Source organism: Burkholderia sp. PvR073, from assembly GCF_054055695.1.
The window spans coordinates 841,881-861,792 of record NZ_JBSRXO010000001.1 but is presented as its reverse complement, the minus strand read 5'-3'; the positions used below and the strand labels follow the sequence as shown (position 1 = coordinate 861,792).

Genomic DNA, 19,912 nt, shown 5'->3' with positions numbered 1-19,912 from the left:
CGCCGCGAGTTATCGCGCGATCGGCGTGTCGTAGCCAGGCTCGCGCGGCGGCATGTCCGGGCGCGGCACGTCGGGTGGCCGTGGCACGGGTGGGTCGGTGCCGGGCGACGGTTCGGGCGGATGGTCCGGAGCCGGTTCGGGCCGCGTCGGATCAGGTGTCTGATGCAGCTTCATCGGGTGGTCCTCCTCTGCGGTAGGTCAGCGCGTGAGCGCCGATGCAGTACCAGCGTACCGGCGCGAACGCACGCACACATCGCGCAAATTCACCGGGTTGGCTAGTGCGTTTGCACGGGGACGGAACGGCCGCGCGGGAACGGGAAATGCGCCGACAGACGGGCGATGCGGAAGGACAGGCGCGGGTGCCGCGCTGCGCGCCGCTTGGCGGGATAGCGCACGCTGGCGGCGTGGCACGCGAATGTACTATTGCGCATGGTGCATCCGCGCGTGCCGAGCGCATCGGCGGCACGCAACCATCGCGACAACGCGCCGGGCCGGCGCATGTCGGCGCCTCATGGCGCGGATGCGGCCGAACCGGCAACCATGCAGACGACGTGGACGACCCTTCAATGGACGATCGAGTAAACGAACAGACGCTCAAGTCGCATACCGACCGGCGTCAGCTGTATCAGATCATCGCGGGGCTCACCGAAGGCGTGATCCTCATCGAACCCGACCAGCGCATCGTGTGGGCGAACGAGGCGGCGCTCGCGATGCACGGCGTCACCGAGCTCGACGCGCTCGGCGCGGACGTGACCGAGTATCGCGAGCGCTTCCGGCTGCGCTACCGGAACAACCATCCGGTGGGCGACGGCCACTATCCGATGGACCGCGTGATCGCGGGCGAGGAGTTCAGCGACGTGACGGTCGAAGTCGAATCGGCCGCCGACGAGAACGTGAGCTGGGTCCACCGGATCCGCAGCCTCGTGCTGACGAATGCCGCCGGCGAGCCCGACTGTCTCGCGCTCGTGCTGCACGACGCGACCGAATGGGCGAGCGCCGAGGAGCGCTTCGAGCTCACGTTCAACGCGAACCCGGCGCCGGCCGTGATCTGCCGGCTCGACGACCTGCGCTACGTGAAGGTCAATCAAGGCTTCCTCGACATGACGGGCCACGCACGCGACGACGTGCTCGGCCGCTCCGTCTACGAAGTCGATGTGCTCGATCAGGCCGAGCGGCGTGAACTCGCGATCGAGCGGCTCGGCGAGGGCGCGACGATCCCGCAGATGGAGGCCGTGCTCAAGCGCGCGGACGGCGGCACGAAGGCGGTCGTCGTCGCGGGGCAGCCGATCGACATGAACGGCGAAGCGTGCATGCTGTTCACGTTCATGGATCTCGAGCCGCGCAAGCAGGCCGAGCTCGCGCTGCGGCAGAGCGAGGAGTGCTTCGCGAAGGCGTTCCGGATGGCGCCGGTCGCGACCGCGATCGTCACGGCCGACCGCTTCGAGCTGCTCGACGTGAACGATGCATTCGTCGGGATGGCCGGCCATGCGCGCGACGATCTGCTCGGCAAGTCCGCGGACGAGATCGGGCTGTGGGCCGAGCGCGGCGCGCGCCAGCGGATCGACAGCGAACTTGCGCGCGACGGCAACGTGCGTAACGCGGACGTGCAGATCCGCACGCGCGACGGCGACGTGCGCGATTGCGTGGTGTCGGCCGAACCGGTCGCGATTCACGGCCAGGATTGCCTGCTGATCGCGTTGCTCGACATCAGCGATCGCAAGCGTACCGAGATGGAGCTCGTCTACGCGATCGAGACCGCGATGCAGGATGCGTCGTGGTTCAGCCGCACGCTGATCGAGAAACTGGCGAACGTGCGGCGCGCGAATGCGCCGGACGCGGGCGCGCAGCTGTCGGATCTCACCGCGCGCGAGCGCGACGTGTTCGACCTGCTGTGTCACGGCCTCGCCGACAAGGAGATCGCTGGCCGCCTCGGGCTCGCGCCGAACACGGTCCGCAATCATGTCGCGACGATCTACGCGAAGCTCGACGTGCATAGCCGCGGCGAGGCGATCGTGTGGGCGCGCGAGCGCGGAATCGTCGGCGCGGCCGACGCGAACGGCACGCGCGGCGAGAAGGGCGCCGAGAAGGGCGGCGCGAACGGCAAGGACTGACGCCGGGCGCAGGCCGTCTCCCCCATCGGTGCGAATGCACCATGCAGGCTGGTGCATCCGCATCTGCCGCGCGCGGCGCGCGGCTGCGATCCTGTCCACTCGGCGGTGCGGCGCGGGCTGCGGCACCGTCGGCTCTCTCCCCAATTCATTGCAGGAGACGACCATGGACAGGAATCGCATCGAAGGCAAGCTCAAACAACTGAAGGGTTCGGTCAAGGAAGCACTCGGCAAAGTGACGGGCGACCGCGAGACGGAAGCGGAAGGCGTGGCGGAACAGCAGGCCGGCAAGATCCAGGAGAAGGCCGGCGAGGCGGCCGACGAGGTGCGCCGCCATACGGGCACCGACCGGCATTGAGCGCCGTTGACCCATCGCGCGAGGCGTCGACGCTGCATGACGCAGCGATGATGCTCGATCGGCATCACCCCGCGCAGCCTTGATTTGAAGGCACGTGCGCGCGTCCCGCCCGATGTTTCGCCTTCCCGGCCCGCCGTCGCGCGGGCCGGCGCCGTCGGCGCACATCGAACTTGATGACAATTCCTCACAACATAGTTCCGATATTTCGTTTGCTGCACGCGTATTGGCTACCCACAATCGGTTCACCTCTTTCGCGCTGACAGGTTCTTCGGAGACGGAACCGCGGTGATCGACCGGCAGGCGACGCGCCTTTGGCGCAGTCCCGGCGACAGCAGAATTCACCGGCACGCGGGAGGTCGCCGCCGCGCGATGGTCGCGCGGCGCACCCGACCCATACAAGAAGGATTGGCCGATGACGTTCCGCATTCGTTCGCTTTCCGGCATTGCCCTGACCGCCGCACTCCTCGCGTTCCAGACGGGCGTGGCCCACGCGCAGGAGACGGTCATCAAGGTCGGCGTGGCCGTGCCGCTGACCGGCGGCGGCGCCGCCTACGGCAAGGACATCGAGAACGGCGTGCGCATGGCCGTCGACGAGGCGAACGCCGCGCATACGACGATCGGCGGCAAGCCGGTGAAGTTCGTCGTCGCGTCGCAGGACGACCAGAGCGATCCGCGCATCGGCGTACAGGCTGCGCAGCAACTGACCGATGCGCAAGTGGCCGTCGTGATCGGCCACTTCAATTCGGGCACGACGCTGCCCGCGTCGAAGATCTACGCGAAGGCAGGCATTCCGATGATCACGCCATCGGCGACCAATCCCGACATCACGCGCGCAGGGCTCGGCACCGTGTACCGCGTGATCGCCACCGACGCGCAGAACGCCGGCAACGCCGGCGCCTATGCGGCGAGCGTGACCAAGGCGAAGCGCATCGCGATCATCGACGACCGCACCGCGTTCGGCCAGGGCGAAGCCGACGAGTTCGAGAAGGCCGCGAAGGCGAACGGCGGCACGATCGTCGCGCGCGAATTCACGAACGACAAGGCCGTCGACTTCAGCGCGCAGCTCACGAAGATCAAGAGCACGAACGCCGACCTGGTGTTCTTCGGCGGCCTCGACGCGCAGTCCGCGATGCTGGTCAAGCGCATGCGCCAGCTCGGTATCCGCGCGCAGTTCCTGGCGGGCGGCGGCGTGATGAACGCGAACTTCATCAAGCTCGCCGGCAACGCGGCCGAAGGCGCGTCCGTGTGGGAATACGGTCAGCCGCTGTCGCGTCTCGCGAAGGGCAAGCAGTTCGAAACGAAATTCAAGCAGAAGTACGGCGTCGACATGCTCGCGTATGCGCCGTTCGCGTACGACGCGACGTGGATCGCGATCAACGCGATGCAGAAGGCGAATTCGACGAAGCCGGGCGATTTCAACGGCGCGCTGAAGGGCACGCGCTACGACGGCATCACCGGCACGATCGCGTTCACGAACACGGGCGATCTGAAGAACCCGAGCTCGACGCTGTATGAAGTGAAGAACGCCGCGTGGCAGCCCGTCACCACGCAAACAGCGGACTGAATACCTGAACGCGCGCGGACTTTCGCGGTGACGCCGGACGTGCTGAAATACCCAGGGCGATCGAATGCGATCGCCGCGCATGTCGGGGCGATTCGCCGGGCGGTCCGCACGCACGGCGCCGCGCGTGACGCGGCACGAACAACCTACGGGCGCGGCCGGCTGGCCGCGCCTTTCACGTGCAACTGGAGTCAGTCGTGAGTTCTCAAGTCGTCATCGTCGGCGGTGGTGTGATCGGTAGCTCGATCGCCTATTTCCTGCGCGCTACCGATCCGACGGTGTCCGTGACCGTCATCGAACGCGATCCGACCTATGCGAGGTCGTCGTCGGCGCTGTCGGCCGCATCGATTCGCCAGCAGTTCTCGACGCCGCTGTCGATCGAGATGTCGCTGTTCGGGATCGACTTCCTGCGCACGATCGGCGAGCGGCTCGAGGTCGACGGCACGCGGCCGTCGATCGATCTGCATGAAGGCGGCTACCTGTTCCTCGCGACGCCGGCAGGCGATGCGACGCTGCGCGAGAACCATGCGCTGCAGACGAAGCTCGGCGCCGATATCCGCTTGATGGATCGCGATGCGCTGCGCGCGAAGTTTCCGTGGCTGAACGTCGACGATCTCGTGTCGGGCGCTTATGGCGTCAGCGGCGAAGGGTGGTTCGACGGCTACGGGCTCGTGCAGGCGCTGCGCAAGAAGGCGCAGGCACTGGGTGCGCGCTACGTGCCGGCCGACGTGACCGGCGTCGTTCGCGACGGTCGCAAGGTGACGCATGTGATGACGAGCGACGGCGAGCGCTATGCATGCGACACGCTCGTCAACGCGGCCGGCGCGTGGACGCGCACGCTGTCGTCGATGATGGGCATCGACATTCCCGTGTATGCGCGGCGTCGCAGCATCTTCAACGTGTCGTCGCCGGCGCAGCTCACCGGTTGTCCGCTGCTGATCGATCCGACGGGCGTGTATTTTCGGCCGGAAGGGCGCACGTATATCTGCGGGACGTCGCCGAGCCCGGATCGCGATCCGGACGATCTGCCGCTCGACGAGGTCGATCACGATCTGTTCGACGAGGTGATCTGGCCGACGCTCGCGAATCGCGTGCCGGCGTTCGAAGCGCTGCGCGTGGAGAACTGCTGGTCCGGGTACTACGAGTACAACGTGTTCGATCACAATGCGATCATCGGGTATCACCCCGAGCTCGATAACGTCGTGTTCGCGAACGGCTATAGCGGGCACGGGCTGCAACAGGGGCCCGCGACCGGGCGTGGGGTGAGTGAACTGATTCTGGGCGGGCGGTATGAATCGCTCGACCTGTCGTCGCTCGGCTGGGAGCGCGTGCTCGAAAACCGGCCGATCGTCGAAAAGAACGTCGTGTAGCGCGGCGTGACCGCCCGGTGTGGGGTGGGCGGGATTCTCCTTGTGTCTCAATCTGATTGGCCCGGCTTTGCCGGGCTTTTTTTGTTCTTCGGGGATTACGAGTGGGGGGCCGGGAGGCGGTCGGCATTCGGGCAGGAGCGGACGGTCGCTATTACGAATACTCGAAGAAGCTCAGTTGCACGCATGCGCTTCATGCCAACAGACCGGGTTCGGCCATCTCCGGCCGTTCGCGCGCGCTGCCGAGCGGGCATTTAGATGTCCTGTCCTATCTGCTTAGCGGACGCTCGCCACAGTGTTCAATTTGTCGCGTTGCCGATCATTGCGAACATCGCCCCGAAGAAGTCAATGTGACCGGCTCGACTGAAGGCTTCGTTTCAAGCTTGATCCGGGGGAATGCAACCGAAACTGCTAGCAAAAGCGATATCAGCGCGAGGCCTGACGCGACATAGACGAACGCCTTCACCCAATGCAGCGTGCTGTCGGGCAACTTTGCGCCCGTCCACACGAAGGCAAGCAACGCGCCATTGATGGCGACGAGAAAGCCGGCTATCGCGTCAAGTATCGTGATCCACTTCCGTGAAAACTCACTGGCGCCGCTCATGCTGCTCGCGAGGGCACATCCCAACGCCACCACATAGCTCCGTCGACTCGTCGCACGCTTGCTTCCCTCCTTTATCCGTCGGCCAAGAAAAAGATAAATTTGCGCTGGATCTATGCTCTCAAACCAGCATCGACTGCTGGGCGAAGATGCCCGCCATCGCGCCCTGCGATGATGCCTGGGTGACCGAGGGCAAGAGGGGCGTGGCAAGGTCGCCGGCGGCGTAAATGCCGGGCATGCTGGTTTGGCGGCGCTCGTCGACCTTAAGGGCGATGCCGACGGGCGTATCCATCGTGGCGAGGCCCAGCGATTCATGCAGATTTGCGGACGGCTTGGTGCGCGGATGGGCGAACAGGACGTCGACCGCGACGTTGCGGCGGGTATCGAGATTGACGGTGGTGATATGGCCCTTGTGATGGGCGATCTCGACGATCCGGCCATCGACGACAGGTATGTTGCGGCGCGCCAGATCGGCCTGGATCTCGGGCGCAATGTCATGACCATCGGCGAAGACAGTCAACTTGTCAGTCCAATCGCGGAACAGCCTGACAGACTGGTGCGACTGCGGGCCGGACCAAACGAGGCCCCAATGCTGGCCGGCGACTTCAAAGCCGTCGCAATACGGGCAGGGCACGATGGACGTGCCCCAGCTTTCGGCAAAGCCCGGAACATCAGGCATCTGGTCGGCGACGCCATAGCTCAGGATCAGGCGGCGCGCCCTAAGGCTTTCGTTATCGTCAGTGACGACGCAGAAATCGTCGATGGCGCCAGACACGCTTTCGGCCCGGGCATCGACCAGCCGGATCGTTGGATAGCGCGCCAGCTGCTGGCGCGCCTCGACTAGGATGTCCAGCGGCGGCTTGTGATCGTGGCCGAGCAGGCCATGCGAGTGGCCGGCAAAGCGGTTGCGCGGCCGACCAGTATCAAGAACGGTGACCTTGCGGCGGGCACGGCCGAGCTGCAGGGCGGCGGCGAGGCCGGCAAAGCTGCCGCCGATGATGATGACGTCATTCATGGTGATCGGCTCCGGGTTGTGGATGGAGGAGGGGCTGGGCGTGGTGTGCAATATCGTCCGGCGATACGCGCTTGAGACGGTCAGCGAGCAGGGCTTCGGCATTGGCGAGAAAGTTGCCCATGGCTGTATTGACCGGCCGGACAATGCCGCATTCGATATCGCCGGGCGCCCCGGGGGAACCTGATTTGGACAACCGGTTGAAACCAACCCTTGGCTTGCACATTTAAGATACTGCGTGGTATCGTAGTGCAAGAATTTGAATACTGTCAAGTACTGGAATTGTCGTGACCGAAAACAGCCAGGGCCGGCGCGGCCGGCCCGCCAACGAGGCGCTTCGCCAAACGATAGTCGACGCCGCCTGCGAACTCTTTGTGGAATTGGGTTTTCAAGCGACGACCATGGACAAGGTCGCCCAGCGGGCGAAGATATCCAAGCTGAGCATCTATCGGCACTTCGAGAACAAGGAGGCGCTGTTCAGCGCGGCCATGGCGGCCCACTGCCATCAGTTTGCACCACAGGCCCTTTTTGAAGGCGTCGACGGTTCGGCCGACGATCAGCTCATGGCGGTGGGATCATCCCTGCTTCGCACGCTATTGAGCCCCGACGTCCGCAGTGTCGAAGCCATGGTGTTGGCCGACAAGACGAATCAAAAGTCGTTAAGCAAGCTCCATTACGAAGCCGGGCCCGCCCATGTCATCGCCCAAATCGAGGCCGTGTTGCGTCAGTTGCACGCGAAAGCGATTCTGAACGTACCCGATGCTCTGAGGTCCGCCCGCTTGTTTGCCGCGCTTTTCAAAGGATCCGATCTCCTGCTTATCGCGCGCTTCGATGAGGCGAGAGCAAGGGACGACAACGAAATCGAATCCTATTGCCGCTCGGCCGTCGCCATGTTCATCGCCGCGCACGGTCGCAGCGACCGCGCGGACGGGTAGTCTAGTTACGAACGGATTAGAACAAGGAGATGGCATGGCAGAGAAAAATGTTGATCAGGTAGCCGACTGGAATGGCCAAAGCGGGGAGCGCTGGGTCGCTTACCAGGCCCGGCTCGATGCCATGATGGCTGTGTTCGGCCAGGCCGCGATCGAAGCCGCCGCGCCCGCCACGGGCGAACGCGTGCTGGACGTCGGCTGCGGCGCGGGCGCGTCTAGTCTGGATCTGGCCGCCCGCGTCGGCGCGGGGGGCCAAGTGCTCGGCGTGGACATATCCGAACCGCTGATCCGCCGAGCGCGCGCGCTTGCGCCACAGGATGCGCCGGCGCTGTTCCGGGTGGCCGACGCCAGCAGCGCCGAGCTGCCCGAGGGCGCGTTCGACCTCCTGTTCTCGCGCTTCGGCGTGATGTTCTTTGACGATCCCACAGCGGCGTTCGCTCATATGCGCCGTGCGCTCAAGCCGGGCGCGCGAGTCGCTTTCGTCTGCTGGCGCGGCATGGCCGAGAACGATTGGGTGCGCTTGCCGATGGGCGCGATCAAGGGCATCGTCCCGCCGACGGCGCCGCCCGATCCCGAGGCACCCGGCCCATTCTCGTTCGGCGACCGGGGGCGCGTGGCGCGCATCCTGACGGCGGCCGGCTTCACCGATATCGCTATCGCGCCATTCGATGCTTCCATCCCATTCGGCGAGGGGGAGACGCGGGATGCAGCGATCGACGTCGCGGTAGAGATGACACTCGAGGTCGGCCCGCTGTCGCGCGTTCTCGCTGATCAGCCCGACGACATCCGGGCCCGCGCCTCGGCCGCGGTTCGAGCCGCCTTCGGGGGCCTCCCCGGCGAGCGGTCGGTGATGATCGACGGCGCGGCGTGGATCGTCACGGCCCGCAATTCGGCAAGCTGACAGGAATTAACAGCGGAGACGCCCCCGCTCGGTGAAGCGGGGCGTCGGATTGGAGTCCCTTCTGGCTTGGAAGCCGCCATTAGCGAGCTCGTGGCTTTGATGGCATGACCTGCACTCGGACGGGAAACTTACTTCTTCATTGAAGTGGCATGCGAGCTTGATGGTTTCCGCAAAGGCGGCATTGGACAGCGCGCAAGCGACAAGGCTGATCACGATAGCTCTTGACATAGCTATCCCCGGCTTTGATTGACCGGAGTATAAATCGGCCATAGCGAACGGCCCTTGCGCCCCGGGTGCCTGCCGTTCGAGCCGCCAGAACCCCCACGTCGTCTCAGGGTGGACTACTGCCGACTCACACTTGGGAGGCGGCAATTCATGCACAATGTCGAACCCTCGCCCTTTTGGCGGGAGTCGGCGTTCAAACAGCGTGAGGTTCCGCAGACGATTGTCCGTTCGTTCACACTTTCGCACGAACTGACTGCCCCAACTGAGCTGCGACCCAGCGATAGGGCCACCACTTTTGCTGCCCGCTCCTCACGTGCGTGGGAACCGCGTATAAGCCCTTCAACTCATGCGAACGTTCTTGTTATGCCAGAAGATTTCGAAGTTCACGGCCCGCACGATCATGCAGTAGAGCACCATGCGGCGCATGGAGAAGACCACGGAGCGGCGCGCATCGCCGTGATGACTGCTGTCCTGGCCTGCATCGGTGCGATTTCCGCATACCAGAGCGGTGCGGACGAGAATTTCGCGTTGCTGCACAAGAACGAGGCCGCGATCCAGAAAACCGAGGCAGCCAACCTGTGGGCCTATTACCAAGCGAAGGGCGAAAAGCAGAATCTAGCCGAGCTCGGTGCGGCCTTGAGCCAGGAAGCGTCGCCGCAAAGAAAGCGTTTCGAAGCAGACGCGGCGCGGTATCGCGAAGAGAAGGAGCCGATCCGCAATCGCGCCGAAGCGCTCGAGCAAGAAGTCGTGAAAAGCAATGCTGCGAGCGAGGAGCGGCTACACCGGCACCATCGATGGGCGCAGGCCACTACCATCATCCAGATTTCGATCGCGCTTGCTGCGATCACGATTCTCACGCGGCGGAAATGGATGCAACGCCTGTCGATGGGTGCTGCCGCGATCGGCGTCGTCTTGGCAGGGCTGGCGTTCTTCGGTGTGTAGCGGCCCGATGAGGGGCGTTTGTCGGCCATGAAGCGCCGTTCGCCTGCATGCACATTCGGACACTCGAGCGACCGCTCCAGTCGGCAAACGGCCGTTCCGATGAGAATGATTCAGATCCGTCATCTGCCAAAGCGCTCCTGACCTGCACTCAGGGTGTTCAGAACCCGGTGAATTCTCAACCCGTCGGATTGGCGCTGCGGCGACATGCTACGATCAACGCGATCCGACTTTCATCCTGACGCACAATGACGACAATGTATGAATTGCTCGGTGTGTGCGAGAACGCGACCAACGAGGAAATCAAGCGAGGCTACCGAAAGGCGGCGATGAAAGCGCATCCCGACCGCAACGTCGGGTGCGAAGCGGACGCGCATGCGCGATTTCAGGAGATCAAGGAGGCATACGCGATTCTCTCGGACCCGGAGCTGCGCCGCGTCTATGACACCGCTTACGCAGAGGAAATGCTCCGTCACGCACGGCTTCGCGAAGAAGAGGAGCGCTTGAACGCGGAGCGCGAAGCGGAATATGCGCGGTTCGTGGCATGGGCGATGCGCTTCGCCGAGCAAGGGCACAACCGCGACGTTGTGTTCGGTGTTCTGCTCGGCCGTGATTGCGATGTTCAACTCGCCGAGCGCATTGCCGGCAGCGTGGTCGAGTTGCATGCGTCGCGCCAGCCGGGCGCATCGCCGGACGGTGAGCGTGATGAGCAGATGCCGCAATGCGACGAGAGGGCGACACAGGCGGCATCGGCGCAGGCGTCAACGAGCGACGCGCGAAGGAGTGGCGAACACGCGCATACGGACTTTTTCAGCGCTCTCTGGCACGGCGTGTTCGGGCTGCGCCGGTGAGCCTTGGTGTGTGACCAGTTCTGCGAACGCAGAACTCGACCGCGATCGGTGCCAACTTCGGGGGAGGTTTTTTTGATCGACTGCTTCATGAGTTGACGGCTAATTGGGCGGTATTCGGCCACTTTCGGTCGTTCAACCGCGCGCTCAGGCGGACGTTCGGATGTCCGTTGCGCCTTGGATAACGGTTGTTCCCTCGGTCGCGTCGCTACTTGATGGGCTTCAACAGCCCGCTGTCGGGCAAGCTCCAGATTCGTCCAGCACTGCTGGTCGACCAAGCCGGATGTGCTCGTGATTACCCATCACGAGCATCAAGCGATCGGGCAACCCGAAAGCCAAGATCATCGATTGCAAACGTCGGATGGCTACGACGTCGATTCGTCGCAAGGCAGCCTCGTTCGGCATCCGCCCATCCGCCGCCACGAAACACGCGATACGAACCATAGACTTCCGGGTCGTATAGATCGGCGCACCACTCCCAAACGTTTCCTAGCGTGTCGAAAAGCCCCCAGTCATTTGCTTGCTTTTGACCCACCTCATGCGTGTGGCCTCCCGAGTTTTCTCTATACCAGGCTATATCGCCGAGTTTGCCGTATCTCGGACCATTTGTTCCGGCGCGGCATGCGTACTCCCATTCAGCTTCGGTGGGCAGGCGATAGCCGTTACTTTCCGGGACAAGAGAAGCCTCCGTTCCATCGCCATGAAATTCATAACAGTCGAGAAGGCCGGCTGCCTTTGAAAGCATGTTGCAGAACCGGGTGGCATCAATCCAGGATACGTTGACTACTGGACATTGTGCGGCGACATGCGACGATGGCCATTGTCCGGTTGCCGCAGCATATTGCGCCTGCGTGATGGGATAGCGGCCGATCAAAAAATGCGGCAGCTCGACAGACCATCTACGGCCAATTCTGTCGTCCCTCAATGCAATCGTTCCTGCGGGAACGCGTATCGTTTGTATATCGAGTGTTTCAGACAGATGTTCCATTTTCCTCGTGACAATAGAAACTGCTTACAGCGGCAAAGGCCTCCAACGCAGTATCTAACAGAGCTTACCTTGCCTTCACGGAAGCAGCATGAGTCGGGAGCGAGGTGCGCCAAAACGAAGGATGCGTTGGATCAAATGCGCGCGCGTTCGATAGCCCGGCGAAGCTGACGTCGCGCGAGCGACTGTTGTATGTTGAACGCCGTCATTGTCGTCGAGCTGGGGCGACGGGCCGAAGTGGGTCGGCATCCGCCAGTCGGCCGCCGCCCCGATGCCAACCGACCGGGTTCGGCCATGAAGCGGCCGCTCACCTCATATGATCGAATGACGCCTGTCTCGCAGGTAGCAGACTTTTCCTAATACCCCAAGGCGGCTAACCTCACACGGTAACGGGAAGCAGCGGGTGAGACGAGCAGGGGAAAAGTCGGGTGCTGGTCGTCGCTAGTTGCAGGCAACCGGATACGGTGCCCGGGAGAAAACGTTAGGACCACTCCGCTGGCGTGCAGCCCGGCCCGCCGGATCGGCAATGCTCGCATCCATTCAAAATTGCCGCTGAACTGTCACTTCGGATCCGTCGCTCACTGCAGGTAGCGGGCGCGCTGCTTTGCGACATTGCATGGTTCATTACCCGATCCAAGCGCAAGTGCGTACGTGCGAGCCGATTCCGAGAGACGGTAGCTTGCCGTGACACCGACGAAGCTCACGTCGAGGATCGACTTTTCGACCAGTTGCGCAATGCAGTCGAGCGCGGTCGTGCGGTCGACACTGTCGTCGCAAACGACGGAGTACGCCGAATCCAGCGTGAACGCATGGTCAAACCGTGCGATGCGACGAACGACGGCCTGTTCGTTGTGCGTGAGCCGCTGGAAACTCCAGTCAAATGCGGCGCGCAATGTTCGGTGTCGCGGTTGCGCCGTGCGATAACCGCCTGCGAGAAGCAGAAAGCGTTCTTCGAGACGCTGGTGCACCCCTTCGATACCCAACACGGACGCACGCCCGGCGGCGAGCTCGATCGCAAGAGGAAGCCCGTCGAGCCGGTGACAGATTTCAGCGACGAGCCTGAGTTGATGCTCGTCGTCAACTCGCACGCCGCATCGGCTTGCGCGCTCCAGGAACAGCTCGACGGCAGGCGACTGCATCAGCTTGTCGCGGCACGACTCGTCTGCCGGTAGCGCTAGCGGTTCGACGCGGAACACAGTCTCGGGCGCGATGCGAAGGCGCTCGCGGCTCGTGAGCAGCACGCGCAAGCTATGCCATTGGCCGATCAGCCGTTCCACGAGGTCCGCCACCTCGTCAACGATGTGCTCTGCATTGTCCAGTACGAGCAGTGTACCGGCGGGCCGCGAGGGCGCGGGCCCGATCTGCGAGACGGCCGCGAGCGATCCCGCTTCCTCGAGGTCGATGAATACGACATCTGACGTGCCGGCGGCGGTCGTGCGGTGCGCATGTTCAATGGCGAGGCAAGTCTTGCCGACGCCACCTGGCCCCGTCAGCGTGACCACGCGGCTGAGCGCAAAGCGACCCTCAATTTCATCAAGAGCCGTGGCGCGACCGAGCAGCGTTCTTCTGCCCGGCAATCGATGCCTCGGCGGGGTCATTGTATCCGCGTTGCGGAAGAGCGGCGCATGCCGCTCAGTCGGTACGTCGCGTCCGGGCTCCGCTGACATGCCGTGGAATACCTTGAATCGGTAGCCGCGCCCCGGTACGGTGTCGATCAGTTGACGATGGTCGCCGAGCGCTTTACGGACCGCGCTCAGATGCACATGGATGTTGTTTTCTTCGACGAACACACCGGGCCATACGGTGTCCATCAGTTCGTCCTTGGACACGATGCGCCCGGATGCAAGCACGATCACCGATAGAATGTCGAACGCGCGCGAGCCGAGCGGCACTTCGCGTCCCGCCTTGTACAGCGCACGCATGCCGAGGTTCAGTTCGAATTCCCCCAGCGCGATGACGGAATGCTCGGGGGTACTTCGATACTGCGGCCTGGCCGGCTGTTCCATCACCGTGTTCATAAGCATCGTCTGACAAAGTGTGAATGGGTTGCACCTGCCGGCGGGGCTCGGTGCGCGTGAGTTTCGCACCGTCATCTTATGAAGCGGCGGCTTTTCGGAGCGTTGCGATACCGTTAACGTTTGTTAATGTGCGCGGTCGGATGCCGCCGAGCCCCGCTGGCAAACGGCGGCAGGTAGCCCACGCGCGCCTTGATTAAAAAAATTTAATACGGCGCGGTCGCTTCATCTGTCCCGACGAGGCGATAATGAAAGGTCAGCGCGACGGTGCACTATTTCGCCCGACCTGCACACGTCGGCGGCCTTTCTGTCAGGTCGCACACGACGCGTGACCGACGGGCCGCGAATCCAGAAATGAAAATCCTCTTGGTCGAAGACAATCAGCAGGTGGCGGGCTTTCTGAAGAAAGGCCTGCTTGAAACCGGCCACGTCGTCGATTGGGCCGACAACGGCCGCGACGGCATGGCGCTCGCGATCGGGGAATCCTACGACGCGATCGTGCTCGACCGCATGCTGCCCGGCGGTATCGACGGACTCAAGATCGTCGCGGCGCTGCGCGCGGCGGGCAGCAAGGTTCCCGTGCTGATCCTCAGCGCACTCGACGAAGTCGACGAACGGATTCGCGGGCTGAAGGCGGGCGGCGACGATTACGTCGTCAAGCCATTTTCGTTCGGCGAGGTCGTTGCGCGGCTCGAAGCGCTCGCGCGGCGTTCGCAGGACAACGGCTTCGACACGAAGCTCAAGGTCGGCGATCTCTGCATCGACCTGCTGTCGCGGAAAGTGGCGCGCGCGGGCAATGCGATCCTGCTCAAGCCGCGCGAATTCAAGCTGCTCGAATATCTGATGCGCCACGCGGAGCAGGTCGTCACCCGCACGATGCTGCTCGAAAACATCTGGGAATACCATTTCGATCCGCAAACGAACGTCATCGACGTGCACGTGAGCAAGCTGCGCCAGAAGATCGACACGGGCTTTGACCGCTCGCTGCTGCGGACCATCCGCAACGCGGGCTACATGCTCACTGCCGCCGACTGACCCAGAGCGTCTCGCGAGATAGGAACCATGATGCTGACGGGCTACGACGTAACGACATTGAGCGACGATGGTCAGTTCGTGCTGTCGCGCCTGACGAGCCCGGGGGCGTCGGACAGCTGGCTGACGGTCACGTTGTCGGCATCGCAGCCGCAGCCGGAAAGCCACGAGCGTCTGGAGCACGCGTATCAGTTGCGCGGCATGCTCGACGGCGCGCATGTCACGCGGCCTCACGCGCTGCTGCGCGACGAGCGCAACGCGACGCTCGTGCTCGAGGATCCGGGCGGCAGATCGCTTCGCGTGGCGCAAGCGGGGCCGTTGCCGATAGGCCTGTTCCTTACCCTTGCCGTCAACCTCGCGTCGGCGCTGCGCTCCCTGCACAGCCGCGGCCTCACGCACAACGACATCCGGCCGGGCAACATTCTCATCGACGATGCGACCCAGGCCATCGCGCTGACGGGTCTCGGCCTTGTCTCCCGTGCGCCGCGCGAGCGTCCGCGCGACGGCCCGCCCGCGATCGCCGTCGAAGCGCTTCCCTATCTGTCGCCCGAACGCACGGGGCTGATGAACCGCTGGTCTGACTCGCGTGCCGATCTGTACTCGCTCGGCGTCGTGTTGTACGAAATGATGACGGGGAAGTTGCCGTATCGGGCCGCTTCGGCGGCGGAATGGCTGCATTGCCATACGGCGCAAGTGCCCGTTCCAGTGGACGAATGCATTGACGGCGTGCCCGCGCAACTGAGCGCGATCGTTGCACGCCTGCTGTCGAAGGACGCCGCGCAGCGCTATCAGACCGCAGCAGGGCTCGAACACGATCTGCGGCGCTGTCTCGACGCATGGCGCACATCGGGCAACGTCGAGCCGTTTGCGCCGGGTGCCGCCGATGCGCCCGATCAGCTGCAACGGCCGTTTCGTCTCTATGGACGCCAGAAGCAGCAGCACAAGCTCGAAGCCGCGCTGGAGCGCGTCGTGCAGAGCGGCGAGACGGGCGTGGCGTTGGTGTCGGGCTATTCGGGCATCGGCAAATCGACGCTCGTGAGCGGGTTGCGCATGACGCCTGCTGCGTCGCGCGGATGGTTCGCGTCGGGCAAGTTCGAACGCTACAAGCGCGACATTCCGTACGCCACGCTCGCGCAGGCGTTCCAGACGCTGATCCGCGAGTTGATCGACGACGGCATGCGCACACATGCGGACCTGTGCCAGCGCCTGCACGATGCGCTCGGCGCGAACGGCCAGCTGATCGTCGATCTGATTCCCGAGCTGGAGGCGATCGTCGGGCCGCAGCCGCCCGTGCCCGAACTCGCGCCGCAGGAAGCACGCATGCGCTTTCTCGCCGTGTTCACGCGTTTCATCGCTGCGTTCCCGTGCGACGGACAGCCGCTCGTGCTGTTTCTCGACGACCTGCAATGGAGCGACGCGGGTACGTTCAGCGTACTCGAACAGCTGTGCGGGCCGGGCGCGCGCAACGTGTTCGTGGTCGGCGCGTATCGCGACAACGAAGTGGGCGTCGCGCATCCGCTCAGACGCACAGTCGATCTGATCGGGCAGACGGGCACGCGCGTCGACGAAATCATGCTGACGCCGCTGCAACCCGACGACGTCGCGCATCTGATCGGCGACACCCTCAAGACCACGCGCCCCGAACTGGAGGGCCTGAGCCGTCTCGTGTTCGAACGGACGGGTGGCAATCCGTTCTACGTCGTGCAGTTTCTGCAATTTCTCGCCGACGAGCGTTTCCTCGCGTTCGATCTCGAATGCCGCATCTGGACGTGGGACAACGAACGGCTGCGCGAAGCGCGTTTCGCGGACACCATCGTCGATTTGATGGTCGGCAAGATCGAACGGTTGCCGCTCAGCACGCAGGCGTTGCTCGAACAGTTCGCGTGTCTGGGCGGCCGCGCGACGTCGCCGCTGCTCGCGCGCATCAGCGGCCTGGACGAGGCGCAGGTGGCCACGACCCTCGCCGATGGCGTCGAGGCCGGCCTGCTGTACCGCAGCCGCGAAGGCTATGCGTTCGTGCACGACCGCGTGCACGAGGCGGCGTATGAACTGATCCCGCCGCAGTTGCGTGCGCAGGCGCATCTGCGGATCGGCCGGATTCTCGCGGCGCAGCCGGCTGCGGACGAAGCGCGCAGCATCTTCGAGATCGTCAACCAGTACAACCGCGTCATTCCTCTACTCGACGATCCCGCCGAACGCGCGCGGGTGGTGGACTTCAATCTCGAGGCGGGGCAGCGCGCACGCGCGTCGGCGGCGTACAGCTCGGCGCTCGCGTACCTGTCGACGGGCAGCGAACTGCTCGGCGAAGCAGGCTGGGACGCGGACTATGCCCGCAAATTCCAGCTGGAATGCCAGCTCGCCGAATGCGAGTTTCTGACGGGCGCCATGGAAAGCAGCGAACGACGGCTGTCGATGCTCGACACGCGCGCGCGCACGCTGGCCGACCGCGCGGCCGTCACGTTTCTGCGCGTCACGCTCTACACGGCGCTCGATCGGATGAACCTCGCGGTGCAGACCTGCCTCGACTATCTGCGGCATGTCGGCATCGACTGGAATCCGCATCCGGGCCGCGATGCGGCGCGCGAAGAATACGACACGCTGTTGCGGGGCATCGGCGGCGCGCCGATCGAAACGCTGGTCGATCTGCCCTTGCTCGACGATGCCGGACTGGCCGCGACGATGAACGTGCTGACGGCCGTGTTGCCGCCCGCGTTCTTCAGCGATGAAAACCTCGTGTGTCTCGTGCTGTGCCGGATGGCGAACCTGAGCCTGCTGCACGGCAACAGCGATGCGTCGTCGCTCGGCTATGCGTATCTCGGCATGGTCGCGGGTCCGCTGTTCGACGACTACGACGCGGGCTACCGCTTCGGCCAGCTCGGCCTCGCGCTCGTGGACAAGCGCGGACTGGACCGTTTCAAGGCGCGCGTCTACATGTGCTTCGCGTATCACGTGACGCCGTGGACGCAGCCGATCCGTACCGGTTTGCCCTTGCTGCGCCGCGCGTTCGAAGTCGCGAGCGAAGGCGGGGACCTGACCTACATCGGCTTCAGCAGTTGCTGCACGGTCACGACGCTGATCGCCGCGGGCGAGCCGCTCGCGGAAGTCGAGCAGGAAGCGCAGCGTCGCCTGCAGATCGTTCAGGCCGCGAAGTTCGGCCTCATCGTCGACATCATCACCGCGCAACTCGCGCTGATTCAATCGTTGCGCGGCAACCTCGACGCGCATGACACGCTTCCCGATCGCTTCGATGACGCGGCGTTCGAGCAGCGCCTCGACGGCGATCCGAGTCTCGCGATCGCGGCGTGCTGGTACTGGATCCGCAAGCTGCAGGCGCGCTATCTGGCCGGCGATATCGAAGGCGCGATGCATGCGGATAGCAAGGCGTCGCCGTTGCTGTGGACATCGTCGGGTCATTTCGAAATCGCCGAGTATCAGTTCTTTGCGGGGCTCACGCGCGCAAGCTGGCACGACGGCGCGCCGGAAATCGCCAAGGCCGGGAATCTGGACAAGCTCGCCGCGCATCAGCGGCAGCTGGCGCTGTGGGCCGAGCACTGCCCGAGCAACTTCAGCAGCCGCGCGGCGTTGATGAGCGGCGAAATCGCTCGCATCGCGGGCCGCGAGTTCGAAGCGATGAACAGCTACGAAGAAGCGATCCGTCTCGCGCGCAAGCATGATTTCCCGCACGACGAAGCGCTCGTGCACGAGATTGCCGCGAAGTTCTATCTGGCGCGCGGCTTTACGACGACGGCGGCCGCGTATGTCCGCAACGCGCGCCGCGCGTGGTTGCGCTGGGGCGCGATCGCGCGCGTGAAGTCGCTCGATCGGCGTTATGCTGAGCTGCTGCGCGAGCCCGTCGAGCAGGCGCCGGCGCCCGGCGTCGTCGCCGAACAACTCGACGTCGATACCGTGGTGAAGGCGTCGCAGGCGATCTCCGGCGAACTGGTTCCCGAGCGTCTGATGCGCACGCTGATGACCATCATGCTCGAACATGCGGGCGCGCGGCGCGCGCTGCTCGTGCTGCCGCGCGCCGACGCGTTGTGGATCGAAGCAACCGCGGTGGCGGCGCGCGAAGGACCGGAAGTGCGCTTCGGCAGCAGACCGGTGAATGCGCAGGATCTGTCGAGCGCCGTGCTGCTCGAAAGCATTCGCACGCAACGCGCCTTGCTGATCGACGATGCATTCTCCGACCAGACCTGGTCGACCGACGAGCATTTCGCCGCGCAGCATTCGCGTTCGGTGCTGTCGCTGCCGCTCGTCAAGCAGTCGAAGCTGATCGGCGTGCTGTATCTGGAGAACGAACTCGCGCCGGGCGTGTTCACGCCCGCGCGTCTCGCCGTGCTCAGGCTGCTTGCGTCACAGGCGGCCGTGTCGCTCGAAAATGCGTCGCTCGAAGAGAAACATGCGTTGCTCGCCGAGAAAGATGCGCTGCTGCATGAAGTGCATCATCGCGTGAAGAACAATCTGCAATTGATCAGCAGCCTGCTGAATCTTCAAGCGGAGCGCGTGACGGACAAGGCCGTTGCCGAACTGTTCGCCGACAGCCGCAATCGCGTGCGCTCGATGGCGATGGTGCACGAGAACCTGTATCGCGCGGGCAACTTCGCGCGCATCGCGATGACGGCGCACGTGAAGACGTTATGCGGTCATCTGGCACGCGTCTACGACATGGGGCGACTGGGCGTCGACCTGCAGATCGACGTCGACGACATTCAGCTCGACATGAACCGCGCGGTGTCGTGCGGTCTCGTCATCAACGAACTGGTGTCGAATGCGCTCAAGCATGCGTTTCCGGATCAGCGCGGCGGCGTGCTCAAGGTCGAACTCAAGGCGATCGACGACCAGCGATGCGCGTTGATCGTCGCCGACGACGGCGTCGGCCTCGCGCCCGACTTTTCGTTCGAACGCGATGAAACGCTCGGCTTGCGCCTCGTTCACGACCTCGTGCTGCAATTGCGCGGCCGCGTCGATATCGCGCAGCAGCACGGCACCACTTTCACCATTCATTTCAATGCAGCCGAACGTTGACGG

16 protein-coding genes are annotated in these 19,912 nt (G+C 64.1%); 11 read left to right on the top strand and 5 right to left on the bottom strand.

From position 1 onward, the window contains the following. Nucleotides 1-9: 9 nt before the first annotated feature. Nucleotides 10-174, bottom strand: coding sequence for a hypothetical protein (locus tag ACVK00_RS03790; RefSeq protein ID WP_166721607.1), 165 nt, complete (start codon nt 172-174; stop codon nt 10-12). A gap of 392 nt (nt 175-566) precedes the next feature. Here ACVK00_RS03790 and ACVK00_RS03785 point away from each other — a divergent pair, with 392 nt between their 5' ends. The 4 genes from ACVK00_RS03785 to ACVK00_RS03770 all read left to right on the top strand — a co-directional run bounded on the left by ACVK00_RS03785 (nt 567) and on the right by ACVK00_RS03770 (nt 5,397). Continuing rightward, nucleotides 567-2,111 (top strand): helix-turn-helix transcriptional regulator, encoded by a 1,545-nt coding sequence (locus ACVK00_RS03785; RefSeq protein ID WP_284898226.1) that lies wholly within the window; start codon nt 567-569, stop codon nt 2,109-2,111. 163 nt (nt 2,112-2,274) lie between these two features. Continuing rightward, nucleotides 2,275-2,466, top strand: coding sequence for a CsbD family protein (locus tag ACVK00_RS03780; protein ID WP_006749575.1), 192 nt, complete (start codon nt 2,275-2,277; stop codon nt 2,464-2,466). Between the two features lie 412 nt (nt 2,467-2,878). Next, nucleotides 2,879-4,030: a branched-chain amino acid ABC transporter substrate-binding protein gene (locus ACVK00_RS03775; protein WP_284898229.1), complete on the top strand. Its 1,152-nt coding sequence runs from the start codon at nt 2,879-2,881 to the stop codon at nt 4,028-4,030. Nucleotides 4,031-4,224: 194 nt separating this feature from the next. Further along, entirely contained in the window at nt 4,225-5,397 is a 1,173-nt protein-coding gene (locus ACVK00_RS03770; RefSeq protein WP_166721604.1) for an NAD(P)/FAD-dependent oxidoreductase, read from the top strand. A gap of 316 nt (nt 5,398-5,713) precedes the next feature. Here the strand turns inward: ACVK00_RS03770 and ACVK00_RS03765 are convergent, their stop codons facing one another. Together ACVK00_RS03765 and ACVK00_RS03760 are read right to left on the bottom strand one after the other, a co-directional pair. Then, a complete protein-coding gene (locus ACVK00_RS03765) occupies nt 5,714-5,998 on the bottom strand; it encodes a hypothetical protein (RefSeq protein WP_284898235.1) in 285 nt (94 codons plus the stop codon). A gap of 118 nt (nt 5,999-6,116) precedes the next feature. Beyond that, on the bottom strand, nt 6,117-7,010 hold the full coding sequence (locus ACVK00_RS03760) for an NAD(P)/FAD-dependent oxidoreductase (protein ID WP_284898237.1): 894 nt from the start codon (nt 7,008-7,010) through the stop codon (nt 6,117-6,119). Here ACVK00_RS03760 and ACVK00_RS03755 point away from each other — a divergent pair. The 5 genes from ACVK00_RS03755 to ACVK00_RS03735 all read left to right on the top strand — a co-directional run bounded on the left by ACVK00_RS03755 (nt 7,009) and on the right by ACVK00_RS03735 (nt 10,855). Then, nucleotides 7,009-7,194: a hypothetical protein gene (locus tag ACVK00_RS03755; protein WP_284898239.1), complete on the top strand. Its 186-nt coding sequence runs from the start codon at nt 7,009-7,011 to the stop codon at nt 7,192-7,194. The genes ACVK00_RS03760 and ACVK00_RS03755 overlap by 2 nt on opposite strands. A gap of 100 nt (nt 7,195-7,294) precedes the next feature. Further along, entirely contained in the window at nt 7,295-7,942 is a 648-nt protein-coding gene (locus ACVK00_RS03750; protein ID WP_284898240.1) for a TetR/AcrR family transcriptional regulator, read from the top strand. A 34-nt stretch (nt 7,943-7,976) separates the two neighbouring features. Further along, complete coding sequence (locus ACVK00_RS03745; RefSeq protein WP_284898242.1) at nt 7,977-8,840, top strand: class I SAM-dependent methyltransferase; 864 nt, start codon at nt 7,977-7,979, stop codon at nt 8,838-8,840. 588 nt (nt 8,841-9,428) lie between these two features. Beyond that, a complete protein-coding gene (locus ACVK00_RS03740) occupies nt 9,429-10,007 on the top strand; it encodes a DUF4337 domain-containing protein (protein WP_105831672.1) in 579 nt (192 codons plus the stop codon). A gap of 245 nt (nt 10,008-10,252) precedes the next feature. After that, nucleotides 10,253-10,855 (top strand): J domain-containing protein, encoded by a 603-nt coding sequence (locus ACVK00_RS03735; RefSeq protein ID WP_284898246.1) that lies wholly within the window; start codon nt 10,253-10,255, stop codon nt 10,853-10,855. Between the two features lie 292 nt (nt 10,856-11,147). Here the strand turns inward: ACVK00_RS03735 and ACVK00_RS03730 are convergent, their stop codons facing one another. Both ACVK00_RS03730 and ACVK00_RS03725 read right to left on the bottom strand, forming a co-directional pair. Further along, nucleotides 11,148-11,840, bottom strand: a complete 693-nt coding sequence (locus ACVK00_RS03730) for a formylglycine-generating enzyme family protein (protein WP_284898248.1) — start codon at nt 11,838-11,840, stop codon at nt 11,148-11,150. Nucleotides 11,841-12,415: 575 nt separating this feature from the next. Then, nucleotides 12,416-13,855, bottom strand: coding sequence for an ATP-binding protein (locus tag ACVK00_RS03725; protein WP_284898249.1), 1,440 nt, complete (start codon nt 13,853-13,855; stop codon nt 12,416-12,418). 351 nt (nt 13,856-14,206) lie between these two features. Here ACVK00_RS03725 and ACVK00_RS03720 point away from each other — a divergent pair, with 351 nt between their 5' ends. Next, nucleotides 14,207-14,887: a response regulator transcription factor gene (locus ACVK00_RS03720; protein ID WP_012363588.1), complete on the top strand. Its 681-nt coding sequence runs from the start codon at nt 14,207-14,209 to the stop codon at nt 14,885-14,887. 27 nt (nt 14,888-14,914) lie between these two features. After that, the gene (locus ACVK00_RS03715; RefSeq protein WP_284898250.1) at nt 14,915-19,909 is read left to right on the top strand and encodes an AAA family ATPase; all 4,995 of its coding nucleotides are present in this window, start codon (nt 14,915-14,917) and stop codon (nt 19,907-19,909) included. Nucleotides 19,910-19,912 lie beyond the last annotated feature (3 nt).

Excerpts from the sequence above, each read along its gene's own strand:
- ACVK00_RS03760 (WP_284898237.1), bottom strand. The coding sequence starts at position 7,010 with ATGAATGACGTCATCATCATCGGCGGCAGCTTTGCCGGCCTCGCCGCC.
- ACVK00_RS03765 (WP_284898235.1), bottom strand. The coding sequence starts at position 5,998 with ATGAGCGGCGCCAGTGAGTTTTCACGGAAGTGGATCACGATACTTGAC.
- ACVK00_RS03725 (WP_284898249.1), bottom strand. The coding sequence starts at position 13,855 with ATGAACACGGTGATGGAACAGCCGGCCAGGCCGCAGTATCGAAGTACC.
- ACVK00_RS03745 (WP_284898242.1), top strand. The coding sequence starts at position 7,977 with ATGGCAGAGAAAAATGTTGATCAGGTAGCCGACTGGAATGGCCAAAGC.
- ACVK00_RS03780 (WP_006749575.1), top strand. The coding sequence starts at position 2,275 with ATGGACAGGAATCGCATCGAAGGCAAGCTCAAACAACTGAAGGGTTCG.
- ACVK00_RS03740 (WP_105831672.1), top strand. The coding sequence starts at position 9,429 with ATGCCAGAAGATTTCGAAGTTCACGGCCCGCACGATCATGCAGTAGAG.
- ACVK00_RS03775 (WP_284898229.1), top strand. The coding sequence starts at position 2,879 with ATGACGTTCCGCATTCGTTCGCTTTCCGGCATTGCCCTGACCGCCGCA.
- ACVK00_RS03790 (WP_166721607.1), bottom strand. The coding sequence starts at position 174 with ATGAAGCTGCATCAGACACCTGATCCGACGCGGCCCGAACCGGCTCCG.
- ACVK00_RS03715 (WP_284898250.1), top strand. The coding sequence starts at position 14,915 with ATGATGCTGACGGGCTACGACGTAACGACATTGAGCGACGATGGTCAG.
- ACVK00_RS03755 (WP_284898239.1), top strand. The coding sequence starts at position 7,009 with ATGGTGATCGGCTCCGGGTTGTGGATGGAGGAGGGGCTGGGCGTGGTG.
- ACVK00_RS03720 (WP_012363588.1), top strand. The coding sequence starts at position 14,207 with ATGAAAATCCTCTTGGTCGAAGACAATCAGCAGGTGGCGGGCTTTCTG.
- ACVK00_RS03785 (WP_284898226.1), top strand. The coding sequence starts at position 567 with ATGGACGATCGAGTAAACGAACAGACGCTCAAGTCGCATACCGACCGG.
- ACVK00_RS03730 (WP_284898248.1), bottom strand. The coding sequence starts at position 11,840 with ATGGAACATCTGTCTGAAACACTCGATATACAAACGATACGCGTTCCC.
- ACVK00_RS03735 (WP_284898246.1), top strand. The coding sequence starts at position 10,253 with ATGACGACAATGTATGAATTGCTCGGTGTGTGCGAGAACGCGACCAAC.